General features: G+C 45.9%; 14 protein-coding genes, 1 rRNA gene and 1 pseudogene. 14 read left to right on the top strand and 2 right to left on the bottom strand.

All coding sequences use genetic code 11. The annotated features are described in order from the left end of the window. Positions 1-217: pseudogene (locus F3H20_RS19145) on the bottom strand (IS5/IS1182 family transposase); the annotation flags it as partial. A gap of 123 nt (positions 218-340) precedes the next feature. Between F3H20_RS19145 and F3H20_RS19140 the strand changes: the two are divergent. The 12 genes from F3H20_RS19140 (at position 341) to F3H20_RS19085 (ending at position 12,439) form a co-directional block, all read left to right on the top strand. After that, positions 341-736: a GGDEF domain-containing protein gene (locus tag F3H20_RS19140; protein ID WP_188128423.1), complete on the top strand. Its 396-nt coding sequence runs from the start codon at positions 341-343 to the stop codon at positions 734-736. A gap of 640 nt (positions 737-1,376) precedes the next feature. Then, positions 1,377-2,060 (top strand): GGDEF domain-containing protein, encoded by a 684-nt coding sequence (locus tag F3H20_RS19135; RefSeq protein WP_188128422.1) that lies wholly within the window; start codon positions 1,377-1,379, stop codon positions 2,058-2,060. A gap of 217 nt (positions 2,061-2,277) precedes the next feature. Next, complete coding sequence (locus F3H20_RS19130) at positions 2,278-3,570, top strand: magnesium transporter (protein WP_149736449.1); 1,293 nt, start codon at positions 2,278-2,280, stop codon at positions 3,568-3,570. Further along, positions 3,567-4,808: an Nramp family divalent metal transporter gene (locus F3H20_RS19125; protein WP_149736448.1), complete on the top strand. Its 1,242-nt coding sequence runs from the start codon at positions 3,567-3,569 to the stop codon at positions 4,806-4,808. The genes F3H20_RS19130 and F3H20_RS19125 overlap by 4 nt, the downstream gene beginning before the upstream one ends. Positions 4,809-4,981: 173 nt before the next feature. Next, a complete protein-coding gene (locus F3H20_RS19120; RefSeq protein WP_149736447.1) occupies positions 4,982-5,383 on the top strand; it encodes an ATP-binding protein in 402 nt (133 codons plus the stop codon). Further along, positions 5,380-5,682, top strand: a complete 303-nt coding sequence (locus F3H20_RS19115) for an STAS domain-containing protein (RefSeq protein ID WP_149736446.1) — start codon at positions 5,380-5,382, stop codon at positions 5,680-5,682. Before F3H20_RS19120 ends, F3H20_RS19115 begins: the two co-directional genes overlap by 4 nt. A gap of 315 nt (positions 5,683-5,997) precedes the next feature. Continuing rightward, positions 5,998-6,744 (top strand): glucosamine-6-phosphate deaminase, encoded by a 747-nt coding sequence (gene nagB / locus F3H20_RS19110; protein ID WP_149736445.1) that lies wholly within the window; start codon positions 5,998-6,000, stop codon positions 6,742-6,744. A 346-nt stretch (positions 6,745-7,090) separates the two neighbouring features. After that, on the top strand, positions 7,091-7,564 hold the full coding sequence (agaB, locus tag F3H20_RS19105) for a PTS galactosamine transporter subunit IIB (protein ID WP_149736444.1): 474 nt from the start codon (positions 7,091-7,093) through the stop codon (positions 7,562-7,564). A 13-nt stretch (positions 7,565-7,577) separates the two neighbouring features. Then, entirely contained in the window at positions 7,578-8,372 is a 795-nt protein-coding gene (gene agaC, locus F3H20_RS19100; RefSeq protein ID WP_149736443.1) for a PTS galactosamine transporter subunit IIC, read from the top strand. Then, a complete protein-coding gene (agaD, locus tag F3H20_RS19095; protein WP_149736442.1) occupies positions 8,338-9,156 on the top strand; it encodes a PTS galactosamine transporter subunit IID in 819 nt (272 codons plus the stop codon). The genes agaC and agaD overlap by 35 nt, the downstream gene beginning before the upstream one ends. A gap of 1 nt (position 9,157) precedes the next feature. Next, a complete protein-coding gene (locus F3H20_RS19090) occupies positions 9,158-9,595 on the top strand; it encodes a PTS sugar transporter subunit IIA domain-containing protein (RefSeq protein WP_149736441.1) in 438 nt (145 codons plus the stop codon). A gap of 87 nt (positions 9,596-9,682) precedes the next feature. After that, complete coding sequence (locus F3H20_RS19085; protein ID WP_149736440.1) at positions 9,683-12,439, top strand: sigma 54-interacting transcriptional regulator; 2,757 nt, start codon at positions 9,683-9,685, stop codon at positions 12,437-12,439. A 178-nt stretch (positions 12,440-12,617) separates the two neighbouring features. Here F3H20_RS19085 and F3H20_RS19080 read toward each other — a convergent pair whose 3' ends face one another. Beyond that, complete coding sequence (locus F3H20_RS19080) at positions 12,618-13,313, bottom strand: nitrite/sulfite reductase domain-containing protein (protein ID WP_149736439.1); 696 nt, start codon at positions 13,311-13,313, stop codon at positions 12,618-12,620. Positions 13,314-13,548: 235 nt separating this feature from the next. Here F3H20_RS19080 and F3H20_RS19075 point away from each other — a divergent pair, with 235 nt between their 5' ends. Both F3H20_RS19075 and F3H20_RS19065 read left to right on the top strand, forming a co-directional pair. Continuing rightward, positions 13,549-15,345 (top strand): heme NO-binding domain-containing protein, encoded by a 1,797-nt coding sequence (locus F3H20_RS19075; protein WP_149736438.1) that lies wholly within the window; start codon positions 13,549-13,551, stop codon positions 15,343-15,345. A gap of 450 nt (positions 15,346-15,795) precedes the next feature. Then, a 16S ribosomal RNA gene (locus F3H20_RS19065) occupies positions 15,796-15,905 on the top strand; the annotation flags it as partial.

Raw genomic sequence — 15,905 nt, 5'->3', positions numbered from 1 at the left:
TGCCATAAAGATAGCCAATAAAGATCATTTTGAAAAGGACAATCGGATCTACGGGTGGTCGTCCATTATTTTGACAATAGTAGGGGGTGGTCTTCTCGTATATAAACGAAAAATCTATGTATTTATCTATCTTTCTAAGTAGGTGATCTTCAGGAACTAATTGATCAATACAAACTAATTCGAATTTCATCTGCTGAGGTGCTCGTTCTTTAAGCATACTCTACCTCCTAACAAAATTAGGTCCATGCAGAATTAATTCTACATGGACCCTCAAAAACCATTTTCATACTATATACTTTTTCAACAAGCTGAGGCACCTGCAGAAGCTGCAGGTCCTTTTTTGCTGCCTGGGTCGGAGCGCATGCAGGTGCTGGCGCATCATGACAAGCTGACTGGTCTGCCCAGCCGCATCGGCTTGGACGGGTTCTTTCCAAACGAAAGAAAACTGATTGTGGAGAAGAACAGGCAAATTGCCGTTTTGTACCTGGATTTGGATGGCTTCAAGGGGATTAATGATAACTTGGGGCATCATATGGGTGATTTGCTGCTAAAAGAAGCAGCCAACCAGCTGACAGGCTGTATCCGGAGCGACGCGTTTGCCGCCCGGATTGGCGGCGATGAATTCGTGGTAGCCATCCGCAAAGCAGGGAGGAAGCGTTGGAGGTGCCCATCGCTATTGCCAACCGGATTATTTCAATCATTAATCAGGTCTTCGAAGTGGAGGGGCATTGTATGAAGGTGGACTGCCGTGTGGGGTGCTCCTTCTGGAAAGATGCCGATAAGGACTATAAAAAATTGTTAATCAGGCTGACGAGGCGTTGTTCGTGTGCTCTCCGCCGGTTTTTGTATAGGTTAACTGGGGCGGGATATTTTTTGTCGTAATTTGCTAAAAGGGAAGCTGCCGCTGATGAAGGATATTAATATGTAATATAGCGAGCGGGGAGGAAGTTTTCATGGCAAACCGGAGAAGGAAACAGATCGTGTGCCCGGCCTGCAAAAGCCGTCTGAAGGAGGTAGTAGACGTAAACGGGGCACCGGACTTGGTGTGCGTGAACGAGACATGCAAATTTTCTGTAATATGCCAACCGCCCCGGACAGACCGGGAAAAGGAGGACGAAGGTAAGTTTGTCCTGTAAAGTAGTCGATAGAAGCTGCGTGAGTGTCCGGCTGTAAAAAACAATTGTTTAAAAAATACTGGACAAATGCGCAAAATAATGATAATATAAAATTTAATTGGATATTTATTTCCAAAAAAGGAAATTGGGAATGCGTGTCGAAGAGAAATAATGTAGAGTTAGTACGTAGGGGCTTTTTGGCTGAAGTGTAGATCATATGGACTGCGAACGAGTGATTATCCATAGGGAGATATGACGATCATGGCAAAACTATTCTACAAATATTCCCCGGCAATTTTGGGCTCTGTGGGTGCACTCATCGCCACAGGGTTTTGTGTGCTGGACAGCTATTTGCTGTCCGATTACCCTGGCTATGTCCGCGCCGCGCAGGTTACTGAAGTCATTCTTTTTTTTATGGGCGGTATGGTGATCGGTAATTTGCTGCAAAAACTTTATTTGCTTTCCAATACCGATTCCTTGACACAGCTTTGGAACAGACGGTATTTTAACGTCCGGCTGCAAAAGGAACTGCAGCATATAAAAAAGGACGGCGGAACATTTTGCTTTGCTCTTATTGATATAGATTATTTTAAAGAGATTAATGACGTTTACGGACATACAGCCGGTGACGAGCTGTTGATCTCCCTGGCTAAACTGCTTAAGCAATCGGTAGGACAACGGGCGGTGATTACCCGTTGGGGCGGCGATGAATTTGCCATTATCTTTCCCAACACGGCAAATCAGGATATAGAAAGACTGACGGAATATCTTAAAGCGCTTGTTTATGAGAGCGGCCCCTGTTATGATGCGACTATTAGTGTCGGCATTATAACGGTGCATGATAAGATGGAACGGGACCAGATTATTTCCCTGGCTGATAAAGTGCTGTATGAAGATAAAAAGAAAAAACGCATGGCGCCGTTGTGCGGGACAAGCCATGCCTGACTACATGATATAGCGTGCTAAGTTTTTACAAGCTGCGACGATGGTCGCAGCTTTTTATATTGTGTAAGTAAAATAACGCAGCGAGGCTGTTGCGACATGGAACGGCGCCTTTCACCTTCCGCCGGACCAGGCATATACTGTAGTGGAATCGGTTCGGAAAAAAGGAGCCGGCGGAAAGCTTTGCTACATTGATCCTGCCAAGAGAGGAGGGCCAGAGATGTATGCGGTAAAAGTATTGGGTGAGTTTTACTTTAGTCAGCTATTGGGCAAATCGGTATATGATGCTGCCAGGCAAAGGGTCGGATGCGTAAAGGATATGACGGTACGCTGGCATTACAGCCATCCGGAGGTGTCGGGCATCAAATATGTAAATAACAAGGATGATTTGATCCCTTTTGATTTAGTGGAACGCTGTGATGCGGATGGTGTGTTTCTTAGTCAGGACTTTTCTTCCTCCTGCATCATGCCGTTGCAGGAGGAAGAAATCTATATCAGCAAATGGCTGCTGGATAAGCAGATTATTGATTTGAAAGGCTTTAAGCTGGTAAGGGTCAACGACATTACGCTGTCGTGGCTTGCGCGGGAAGGTAGCAGTCAGATGGTTTTAGTCGCTGTGGATATTGGTATCCGAGGTTTATTCCGACGGCTGGGGCTGGAATTTTTGTTTAAACGCTGTAAGAACAAATTGGTAAGCTGGCAATATATAAAACCGTTGGAAAGCTGGAATGCCGCGCTGCAGCTCAATATGGAAAAGCAGCAGTTGGAGCAGATTCATCCGGCCGATATAGCCGACTTGCTGGAAGAGATGGATTATAAGCGCCGGTCGGCATTTATTGAACATCTGAATTCCCGGCAGACGATTGATGCGCTGGCCGAGCTGGAACTGGAAACTCAGGTTGAAATTTTCCGCCAGATGGAACAGCAGCAGGCATTGACTATCTTGGCGGAATTGCCTCCCGATGAAGTAGCTGACATTCTGGGCGAGCTTCCGGTCGATAAAATGGAAGGTTTGTTAGACTTGATGGCCGAAGAGGCCGAGGGTGTCCGAGAGCTGCTGCAGTATGCTGCTGGAACGGCGGGGGCCTGCATGACGACAAAATACATACGGCTTTCCGGATGGATGACCGTAAGTCAGGCCATTGGTGAAATCCGGACGTTCGCTTCGACGGCCGAGACCATCTATTATTTGTATGTTATGAATGAACGGGGCTTCCTGGAAGGTGTATTGTCTTTGCGGGAATTGATCGTTGCCGAGGAAGAGTCGGTATTGTACGATTTAATGCGCCGGAAGGTGGTTGCCGTCACCCCGAAAGAAACTACACCACGAATCGCCGGTATTATGGCTAAATATGGGTTTTTGGCATTGCCGGTGGTGGATGGGCAGGGGAAGATGCTGGGCCTGGTTACGGTAGATGATATTCTTTCCATGCTGGTGGAGGAACGGGATAAATTTGACGCACCGCCGCTGCTGGCGGTTAGTGCGCGTATCGGGCGGGAGCGGTACCGATGAAACATAGCAAAAGCAAATGGCCGCTTTTTCTGGCTATTATGGGGCCCGGTATCATCACGGCCTTCGCCGATAATGATGCCGGCGGGATTGTCACCTATGCGGCGGCAGGCGCGAAATATGGCTATGCGCTGCTGTCGGTGTTACTTGTCAGCACGTTGTGTCTGGCTGTTGTACAGGAAATCTCGGCCCGCACCGGAGCTGTTACCGGACAGGGCCTGTCCGATCTGATCCGCGAGCAATATGGCGTGCGATGGACGTTCTTTGCTATGGCGGTACTGCTGTTGGCCAATATCGGCACAACGGTTTCCGAATTCTCCGGGATTGCGACAAGCTTTGAAATACTGGGAGTAAATAAATATGTATCGGTTCCTTTGGCGGCCTGCGCCATTTGGTGGCTGGTGCTAAAGACCAGTTATGAAAAGATGGAAAAGATTTTTTTGCTGTTATGCCTGACTTTCTTTAGCTACGTTTTCTCCGGTTTTCTGGCATCCCCCGATTGGCATCAGGCGGCGCGAGCCATTATTCAGCCTGAATTCCAGCTGGATACCGACTTCTTGCTGGTGGCGGTCGGGATTATTGGGACGACGGTTACGCCCTGGGGGCAGTTTTACATTCAGGCGTCTGTGGTTGATAAGGGCATTACAGCTACAGAATACCGGTATACCTTTTGGGATGTGATGATCGGGTCCTTTTTCACCGGCTTTATCGCCCTGTTTATTCTGGTCGCGACGGCAGCGACCTTGTATGTTCACCAGGTACCGATCGAGACGGCCAAGGATGTGGCGTTGGCGTTAGAGCCCCTGGCTGGTCCGTATGCGATGCTGCTGTTTGCCGGCGGGCTGCTGGGGGCGTCCATGCTGGCCGCTTTCATTCTGCCCTTGAGTACGGCCTACGCCGTCTGCGAAGCGCTGGGTTTTGAGCACAGAATTAGCAGCAGCTATAAAGAGGCTCCTATTTTCTTCGGTTTATATACCCTGCTCATTGCGGCAGGAGCCGGAATCGTGTTGTGGCCCGACGTATCCTTATACACGATGATGCTTACCTCGCAGGTAATCAACGGCATTTTGCTGCCGCCGATTTTAATCTTTATCATTTTGATTGCCCGGGATAAAAACATCATGGGTCGCTATGTCAACTCGGGACTTTATAACGTCATTTGCTGGCTGCTGGTTCTTGTCTTGATTCTGTTAAGTGTTTTGCTGCTGGCGGGAACGTTGTTTCCGACTACGTTTTCCTGATCTGTTGCGTTGTGAATGATTTTATTTTGAATAGAAGAAAAATAAGGAAGGATTTGTCATATCTCCGTAGAAATCTTGGTTTAATAGTAAATTTATGTGAACGGCAAACAGTCAAGTGATATTTGTTTGGTCGGGTTGAATCTGCGTCATCCTATGAGAAAAGAGGAGACTGTATGAATGAGAATTTACTGGAGATTAAATTCTACGGACTTCAGGGATTTCGGCTTATCCGCCATTGTGTCAGTGAATACATCCGGAAAATGCTTCGGGATAAACCAGGGCTCATGGAAGTGGCTTTGAACGAGGCGGTAAATAATGCTATAGAGCATGGGAAGGCAAGCATTAAACTGAAACTGAATGTCATTGCCGGCAAACGTTTGGTGGTAAGGGTGAAGGATCAGGGTGCGGGATTTCCGGGGCAGACCCTGCTGGCCAAGGATGAGAAAGACTTTGAATTTGACGAAAGCGGCCGTGGCATCATGATTATGAAGGCATCCGCCGATTATGTGCGCTATAACCGCTGTGGCAATGAAATCCTGCTGGTCAAGCATATTGAACAGGAGGAGTGCGGATGATTTGCCAGATTTCCCAGGAAAGTGATCATGTACTGGTGGTGCTTGCCGGCCGCATCTATGTGGAAGAGGCAAACGCGCTTAGGCAAAAAATTCTGGAATATGTTGACCGGGAGCAAAGTAAATTTGTTATTGATATGAGTCAGGTGGAGTACATTGACAGTTCCGGGCTGGGGGTGTTGGTTGCCATCCAGAAGAAGGCGCTGCAATGCTCCGGTGGAGTAATGATAAAAGGGATAAAAGGAATTGTTAAGGAACTGTTTGAACTAACGCGCCTGACCAGGGTGTTTGAAATAGTATAGTTGCTAGTTGGCAGAAGAATAAGCGGATAATAAAGAGCTGTTTCAATGAGAAATTGAGGCCGCTCTTTTTCTCTTGCCTTATTTTCTGTTTTTACAATCACTGTCCCTGGGAGTTGGCCCCCACGGGTTTGTGTAAGCTAGTGTCATAGAACACAGCGCCTGGGGTATTCCATGATGTCTATAGTGGATTACCGGAACCGTCATTAATGGCAAAAAGCATGCCTTCAGTGCTTATTACACTGATTGGCATGCTTTTTGCTTACTTTATTTATGGGCGGTATTCTGCAGAAAAAAAGCGCCACCGGGAGGAATGATATGCGTATAGTATTTGCCAAGGATTATGCTGCTTTGAGCGAAATAGCAGCAGACATGGTAGCTGAACAAATCCGGACAAAGCCGGAAAGTGTAGTTGGGCTGGCCACCGGCAATACTCCCTTGGGGATGTACCGGGAGCTTATAAAAATCCACCGCCAAAAGCAGCTTAGTTTTTGCCGGATGGTAACCTTCAATTTGGATGAGTATATTGCGTTAGGAAAGGAGGAGCCCCATAGTTATCACTATTATATGAAGCATCATTTTTTCCGTCACGTCGATGTACCGGAGGCAAATCAACATATACCCAACGGCGAGGCCGGCAATATCGAGCAGGAGTGCTTGGCCTACGAGCAAAAGATTGAAGAAGCCGGTGGAATTGACTTGCAGATACTGGGAATTGGCCGGAACGGTCATATCGGGTTTAATGAACCGGATGTAAGATTCACAGCAGCTACACACCGGGCTGAACTGGCCGAGTCTACAATCAGAGCCAATTCGTATTGCTTCTCCTCACTGGCTGAGGTGCCCCGGTTTGCCATCAGCATGGGGATTAAAACGATTATGCAGGCGCGGAGCATTGTTATTCTGGTGAATGGAGAGGATAAGGCCGAAGTGTTAGACCGTGCGCTTTGGGGAGATATTTCTCCGGAAGTTCCAGCCTCTATCCTTCAATTGCATCAGCGTGTAACGGTTATTGTAGAGGGAAATGCGGCAAACCGGCTTCGTATGAATCAACGAGGGCAGTAAGCTGTCTGAGCTGATTTCCAGCCAATGAGTGTTACAGACACTGTGCAATAAGCCTTGTTTTTTGTGACAGTGTATAACAGGCAGGACTTGGTGGAGCTAACTAAAAGACAAACCGGAAGAAACAAGCCGGGTTTGACAAGGATTGATAGGGATTAAGCTATTTTGTACACTGATTGGCATGATAATTGCAGACAATATTTTAAGTAAGTGAAACTTATTCAGCAAAAGGGTTATCTTCCGCCGAAATGACAAAGAATTCAGGAGCGGGCCGGCTTTTCTCCCGCCTGTTAAGCGGAAGCCGGAAACAAGTGAGTTGCGGATAAATAAGATCTAAAGGGAGGGGAAGATGATGGCACCTAATATTTTATTAACCCGGATTGACAACCGGCTGGTACACGGACAAGTAGGCGTCATTTGGACAGGTGCCTTAGGGGCTAACCTGCTGGTGGTGGTTGACGATGAAACGGCAGGCGACCCGCTGCAACAGCAGTTGATGACGATGACGGCAGAAGCTTCAAGCGTGGGGGTACGCTTTTTTACAGTTGCTCACACAATTCAGATTATCCATAAGGCGGCACCGAGTCAAAAAATCTTTATTGTCTGCCGAACGCCGGCGGTTGTGCGTCAACTGGTTGAGGGCGGTGTCCCCATTCAAAACGTCAATGTGGGCAATATGCATTTTTCACCGGGAAAGAAAGCCATTACTAAGAAAGTATATGTAGATGACAACGATCTGGAGAATTTAAGATACCTCCAACAACGGGGCATTCAGGTGTTTGTCCAGGATACGCCGGGTGATGTAAAATTCAGTATTGATTAAGGAGGACAATAAGATGCATGCGATTACATTGGATCAGGGGATCATGCTGACCATTATGTCAATTATCGTGGGAATTGATTTTTGGCTGGAGAGTTTATACATTTTTCGTCCGATTATTGTTTGTACCCTTACAGGAATCATCTTGGGAGATCTGCAGACTGGTTTGCTGGCAGGAAGTCTAACGGAACTGGCTTTTGCCGGGCTTACTCCTGCCGGTGGAACGCAGCCGCCCAATCCGGTATTGGCAGGTGTAATGACGGTGGTGATTGCCTACACCACGGGAGTTGAACCGCAGGCCGCTATTGGCTTGGCGCTTCCTTTTAGTATTTTAATGCAATATATAATTCTGTTTTACTATTCGACTTTTTCTCTGTTCATGGGAAAGGCAGACGCTTATGCAGCAGCGGCGGATACCGGCGCTTTCTGGAAGCTTAACCTATTGATGACTGCCATTGTGGCCGTCACATACGGTATTGTTGTATTCTTAAGTGCTTATGTGGCCCAGGACGCTATGCAGGCTTTGGTCATGGCTATGCCGGACTGGCTTAAACACGGTTTTGAGATTGCCGGCGGAATTTTACCGGCCGTTGGGTTTGGTATGCTGCTTACGGTTATGCTTAAAATGCAGTACGTGCCTTATCTAATTATCGGCTTTGTGGCAGCTTCTTTTATTCAGTTTGCCAATTTGCTGCCGGTTGCCTTACTGGGAACGGCGATTGCCATCTACGAATATTACAATGCAAAGCAATGGAAACAGGCTAAGGTGGAAAATAATGCGCAAGGAAGTGATAATAGTGAAGGAATCTAAGAACGTACTTACCAAAAGTGACATTACAAAGCTAGGCTTTACTTCAGCGCTGTTGCAGGCCGGGTTTAGTTTTGAAAGGATGCAGGCTGCCGGCTTTACACTGGCTATGCTGCCATTTTTGAAAAAAATCTATAAGGATGATAAGGAAAAACTGGCGGAAGCCATGCAGGATAATATGGCTTTTATCAATACTAACACTAACTTTGCAGGTATGTTGATGGGACTATTATTGTCCCTGGAAGAACGGGGAGAAGACCGGGGGCTGATCAAGGGGCTGCGCATCGCCTTATTTGGTCCCTTAGCCGGAATTGGCGACGCCATCTTCTGGTTTACTATACTGCCGATTGTAGCCGGTATTTGTGCTTCCTTTGCCGCTCAGGGCAGCGTGCTGGGGCCATTGATTTTTTTCCTGATTTACCTGGCTATATTTATTTTACGTGTTGTTTGGACTCATTTAGGCTATAATTTAGGCACAAAGGCAATTGAAAAGGTTAAGGATAGTTCGCAGACTGTGGCAAGAGCTGCCACCATACTGGGTGTAACGGTTATTGGCGGCTTGATCGCTTCCTATGTTCATATTACCGTTGCCGCGCAAATTCCGATCACCGATGCCTACGCTATATCCATTCAAAAGGATTTTCTGGACCGTGTTTTCCCCAATATCCTGCCTATGGGATATACGCTTTTGATGTTCTTCTGCCTGCGTAAGAAAATCAGCCCACCGGTATTGATCTTATTGACCTTTATTTTTTCGATTGTATTATCAGGAATAGGAATATTGTAGAATGAAAACAATTATTATTGTCAGCGGGCACGGTCATTATGCAACAGGCTTTCAAAGTACGATTGAGCTTTTGGCGGGCTGCAATCCTGACGTATATTATCTTGATTTGACCATCGCCGATACCGATGCGACCTTAAGGGATAAAATGAATAGTGTAATTGCCCGAAATACCGAAGCGAACATCTTATTCATTTGTGATATTCTAGGTGGGACTCCCTTTAAGGTAGCTGCCCAAATTGCTAATAAAGCCGCTAATATGGAAGTCATTGCCGGCTGTAATATCGGGGCGGTATTGGAGGGATTCTTACAAAAAGAGAATCTTCCCCTGGTTGAGCTGGCTGAATTTATTGTTGGCGTCAGTCGACGGACAACCATTCGGCTGGAAAAGTGTGTGGTTGAAAAAGTAAAGAAAACGATGGAACCCGGAGCTGGTATTTAAGGGAAAAGCAAAGCTATTGCAGTCAATGGATAGCTTTGCTTTTAGCGCTAGCATATAGAAGTCATAAGTCAGGTGGTGATAAGGAAAATGACTAATAAAGAAGCTGTTTACTGCAAACTGAAGGAACTTTCAGAAACAATGGACGGGCTAAAACAATGCGGGTTTACGGCGCAGGAAATTGCCGAGCAATTGAGTTTGCAAAGAAATATTGCCAGCCACTTATTGAATGAGCTTACAAAAGAAGGGGTGGTTATGAAAATAAACACCCGTCCGGTATATTTTCTGGATCAAAAGACTTATTTGGCAAGGCAGAAGGAACTGAAGCTGGTAACCCAGTATTTGCTGAAAAGTGACAGTATGGATCAGGAGAAAGGGGGGCGGGATGTTTTTAAAGAGGTTATTGGCTGTAACGGAAGTTTAAGATACAGCATTGAGCAATGTAAAGCAGCCGTTTCTTACCCGCCGCAGGGACTGCCTCTTTTATTAGTCGGTCATTCTGGGGTAGGGAAGAGCTTTTTGGCTAAACTTGTTTATGAGTACGCTAAAGCAACAAAGGTCATAGAGGAAAGGGCCCCGTTTATTGTGTTTAATTGCGCGGAATATGCCAATAACCCGGAACTGTTATCGGGAATTCTATTTGGCCACTGTAAAGGAGCGTATACCGGAGCCGACTCTGACAGTACGGGTCTGATTGAAGCGGCTGACGGCGGTTTTTTGTTTTTGGATGAAATACACAGACTGCCGCCAACCGGTCAGGAGAAACTGTTTCTTTTTTTGGATCAGGGGATATTCCGGCGATTGGGTGAATCCGGGCGCGACCGGCAGGCCCAAGTACGGATGATGTTTGCGACAACGGAAGATCCGGAGGAGAACTTCCTACAGACTTTTTTGCGCCGTATCCCATTAGTTGTCAGAATACCGACATTTCAGGAACGGCCGCTAAAAGAAAAAATGGAGCTTATTTATACCTTTTATAAAAAAGAAGCGGTTGCGATTAAAAAGGATGTTTTAATTAGCAATCAGGTGGTTGATGTTTTGCTCAACAGCACTGCCGGAGGGAATATCGGCAAATTGCGTAATGCCATAAAACTAAGCTGTGCCAATGCTTACAATCATGGTTCCGGCTCAAAAGGCAAGGATATTAAAGTCAAGCTCAATCATCTCCCCAAAGATGTTCTGGACGCTTATGAAGGCATTATCACGAATAAACTGAATGGCGAAGACGTATTGGTAGCTTGTTCCGAAAAAAATGATTTTTCCTATATTATTCAAGATACGCAAAAGACGTTGCATATCCACGAAGAGCTTGCCCTGATTATTAATAAATTAGCGCAGCAGGAAATTACGCAGGAGGAGTTTTTTGCCAGGAGTCTCCAGTTATTTAATGAGTTGATAGATTATATCGTCTTTCTTGAAGTTGACCGGGCGGTTACGTCCGTTATCTTTAACTCGATAAAAAAAATAGTGGAACATGTATTAATCCGTATGCAGGAAAATTACGGACTCAAGCACTACGGTAACAGTGTGGAAGTATTGACTTACCTATTAGTACATTTTATTGAAGCGAAACCAACCGATGCAGAATTTGCCACAGAGAATTTGATTGACTCCTTAAGCAAACAATATTATAAAGAACACAAAATTTCGCTTATGCTGCTTGAGGCAGTCGAGAAAAATCTGGATATACCTTTCTCTCCGGTGGTCCTGGCTTATTTGATGATTTATATCCGCTCCATAAACCGGGAGGCCAGTCTGGACCAGGCTAATGCCATCATTATTGCTCATGGCTACAGTACGGCCAGCAGTATTGCCAGCGTGGCCAACCGTTTGCTGGAGAATTATGTCTTTGAGGCCATTGACATGCCCTTTGAACTTTCGGCTGCTGAAATTGGACAAAAGCTGTATGCGTATATGAAAACGATTGATTCTTCCCGGGGCATGATCATATTGGTGGATATGGGGTCTCTGGAACATATTTATCAGCAGATTCTGGGTGATTTTTACGGGGATATCGTTATGATTAACAATATCTCAACTCAACTGGCGCTTTCGGTAGGGGAACGGATTTTAAAGGGGCAGCCACTGGAACAGATTGCCCGGGAAGCCGTTGCCGCCAATGTATGCCTCTATAATTATCTGGCGTCGCAAAAGAAGAAGCCCAATGCGATTATAACCACTTGCTTTACCGGTATTGGGATTGCTAAAAAAATTAAAATCCTGTTAAATAAATGTTTTGTCAATGATGAGGTCAAAGTCATCGCTTACGACTTTGACCGCTTAAAAGGCAATGGCAAGACCGATGCTATTTTCCGGCAATATGATGTAAAACTTATTATTGGTACGGATGATCCTAAAATCGAAAACATTCAGTATATCTCTTTAGAAGATTTGATCATGAAGCAGGGAGAAGCGGTTTTGACCAGTGCCCTAAGCCGGGTAGTCAATGAGGATATTATTGATAAAATAAACGCAGAAGTGCTTAAATCGTTTACCCTCTATAATGTCCTGAACTATTTAACCATTTTAAACCCGGATAAAATTATCGACCAGGTTGAACAATCGCTGTATACGCTTGAATTGAGCTTAGGCTCTAAATTCCCGAATAATTTAAAAATAAGCTTATATATTCATATGTGTTGCATGATTGAGCGGTTATTAATCAAGGAGAAAGATGTCAAGTATACGGAACCCGATGGATTGAAAGAATGCAGCCCGGAATTTGCCAAACTGGTTAAAAAGTCTTTTTTACCCATTGAAGAGTTTTATAAAATTGAGATTCCCGATTCAGAAATCAGAATTATTTACTTGAGTATAAAAAAGCGGATGAGTCATTTTCCTTATTAGTAAGGATAGCCAATTCCTGACGCGTAAGATGCTCTAAAATAAACTCAATTTAAGTGACGGAAAATTATACTGCCGGATATGGAAAGTAAGGCAAGGTAAGCTGCGTTTTTTTGGCGCAGCTAAAACAAGGGCTGCCTCTGATAGGTTTTAAAAACATATTTTGAGGCGGCCCTTGTCATTAATTCCGACTAAGCATTTCGGCAGAAGCCTGAGGTGTATGGACTGGCGGTATAACTGACGCTATAAAGTCATTCCAACCAATGCGATCAAGCATTTGTCCCAACCGTTCTTTGGGTTCGCCAAATTGCCGGTAATAGTTCAGAATGCTTTCAATGATAGAAATGACTTGGTCGGCGGGAAGCTGCTCGGCTATTATGCGGCCGGCTTCGGCGTTCCGGCCGGAGTTTCCGCCGACAACCAGGATGTAGCCTGCAGGTGTTCCATATACACCGATATCTTTTACAAAGACTTCGGCGCAGCAGTTGGGGCAGGCGCTGACTCCCATACGCAATTTAGCCGGCAGGGGTTGTCCAAAGAACTTTTGGTCTAAAGCCAAGCCAAGACCAGTGCCGTCTTGCTTGGCCATGGGACAGTAGGGATTACCGGGGCACATGACGACGGCACGGACGCTTCGGGCGGAGAAGGATTCCGGTGCGAGCTCCAGTTCAGCCAAGACTTTTTGGCCATCGGCGGGGTTCAAGCCTAAAATGGAAACGCTGCCTGCGGTGATTTTCAGCGTACCGCCGTATTTAGTAGCGGCTGTCGCAATATTATGTAGCTGTTCCGGTGTTGCGTAACCGCCGGGAAGATGTGGCGTGACGGGGAGAGTGGCCCGGCTGGGAATGCTTTGGGATCGACTTGATGGTTCTTGCATAAAGAAGCTCCTTTCGTCCGGTAGCTGTACCGGAGGGGTATTGGTCTAATGCTATCATACTCCCCTGAGAATTTGACTGCCTGTGATCTATATCACAAAAAAATATTTGCTGATAATTCATATAAACAAAGGTTGGAAAAACAGGAAATATGAGCGTTAAGAAAGAATTATAAAAAATGTAAATACACGCCGAAACGGTAACCGACGTGATCTTTGGATAGGGTGGGACTTGCTGATGAAGGGAACTGTCATTGAAACCTGGATTAGTACGGCAAGAAAGATTTGGGGGCCTGATTTGACGCTGGCCGCTATGGAGCATACCGGCTGGACGGCGGGACAAATGTTTTTGCCGACGGAAGATGTTGAGGATGCGAAGCCCCGCAATTTTGTAGCCTATATTGCCAAACAAAAAAATAAGACTGAGGACGAAGTGTGGTTTGCTATCGGGAAAGATAATATTGAAACCTTCTCACAGGCTTACCCGGCCTTTTTCCAGTATGAGACCCTATATTCTTTTTTACGGTCTATGTATGATGTTCATGTGGTAGTGGTAAAGCGGATTCCGGGAGCCAAACCGCCGGAATTACTCATTGAGCCGATATCTGAATACACAGCCCTGCTGAGCTATCGTTCTTCGCGGGGCATGTTTGGTTATTTAAGAGGGCTGCTTGCCGGCGCTGCCGCTTATTTTAAGGAAGACATTAATCTGGAAACGGTGGAGTCATCGAAAGAGCACATTAAAATTAAAATTTCCTTTCCTACGCCGATTCGTCATACGATTCATTACCGGTTCAATCAATGGCTTTCATTGGGTGTCTTCAAAAGTATTGCGGTGAAAACCGGTATTGCGACAACGGTGTTAACCGGTGTGTTCTTTGTGGTTTTATCGTTCTTTTCGGTTGATGTGCCGCTCTGGACGTGTGTACTGGGAGGCCTGGCGTCAGCAGCCAGTGCCGCTCTGCTTTTACGGCCAATGGAGGCGATTCGGGAGGAACTGGCCAACTTGCAGCAACGGGTGTATTTTGGCGAGACCAAGCTTTGTTCACAGGACGAGTTTGAAGAAATCATCGAAGCCCTGGCAGCATATAAAAAACGACTAAAGAGCGAATTTACCGGTTTTAAAGGCATTACTGACGAGATGGGCCAGTATGCGGATAACTTTAATAATCTGGCGGGCGTCATGCGGAATATGTCGAGTGACATATCCAATGTTGTAGCGGATGTGGCTGGAGCAGCAACGAACCAGGCGATGGAAACGGCGGAAGCCGTAGGTATTTTACATGGCAATCTGGATACTTTGCAAGGCGTTGTCGCGGAGCAAACCGAGAATCGGCGGCGCCTGGAGGAAGCAGTGCGGGAGATCCGGAAAGGATTCTCCGAAGTACAAGCTTCCAGCGGTAAGCTGGAAACCAGTATGGAGCAGTTTGGTGAAGTAAAGAAAACGGCAGAAAATTTGCGGGTGCAAGCCGGAAAGATCAACGAGATTACCGGTATGGTGGCAGCAATCGCCGGACAGACTAACTTGCTGGCGCTCAACGCGGCGATTGAAGCGGCGCGGGCCGGTGAACAGGGACGCGGTTTTGCAGTGGTTGCCGACGAAGTCAGGCATCTGGCGGAACAGTCCCATCAGCACTCGGAGAGTATTTCCCGGGATCTTAGCATTCTCATGGATATGATCGAAAATGTGGTTAGCCTGATCGAGGTAGAATATGGTGTTCTGGAGTCTGAGAGCAAGCAGCTAGGCGAAGTGATTGTGGGAAATAACCGGCATATTGAGAATGTACAGTTGGTTGTTGAAAATATTGTAGACATGGTAGATAAGTTGGGAGCGGAAATGGCTGGCATGGGCGCGGCCTGTGGCAAGATTGAAGGATTAGCGGCCATTTCGGAGGAAAACTCGGCAGCCAGTGAAGAGATGAGTGCGGCCATTCAAACCTATAATGATAAATTGCAGGATATGATGAATAAAATACAGGAGTTTAAAAAGGTTATCGGACATTTTAGGCAAGATATCAATCAATACCGTACCTGATAAGAAGGCAAACTATGTGAAGGATAGTTTGCCTTTCCTATTATATATAGTAAGCAATAAGGATAATGTCGCAATTTTTAGAAAATGATTTGACACTGCTGGCTAAAAATGCTAAAATGAAAGAACCAAATATCTTGTCCATTATTTTAATAAAATGTATTGACATAATGTTTGGTCGTGTGGTATTCTAATTAAGCCGTCGCAGCACGGCAGTTAAAAACAAAAAAACAAGTTGACAAGCAAAAGCCGATGTGATAGTATATAAAAGCTGTCGCAAGGCAGCGGTCAACAGGAACTGCGGCAACGCAGTCCGGTGTTCTCTGAAAACTGAACAATGTAAGGTATAAACAATATGCCAGATGTGCGGACTCGTATCACTTAGGTGATACAGTCACAATAAATAATTCTTTAAACAATTATAGAGCCATCAAAAGGCTCCATAAATAAAACTTTATGGAGAGTTTGATCCTGGCTCAGGACGAACGCTGGCGGCGTGCCTAACACATGCAAGTCGAACGGAGGTTTTCAGCAATGGAGATCTTAGTGGCGAACGGGTGAGT

Origin of the sequence: Propionispora hippei DSM 15287, assembly GCF_900141835.1 — a bacterium.
In the GTDB taxonomy this organism is placed as follows: Bacteria; Bacillota; Negativicutes; order Propionisporales; family Propionisporaceae; genus Propionispora; species Propionispora hippei.
This window is presented reverse-complemented; position numbering and strand designations above follow the sequence as displayed.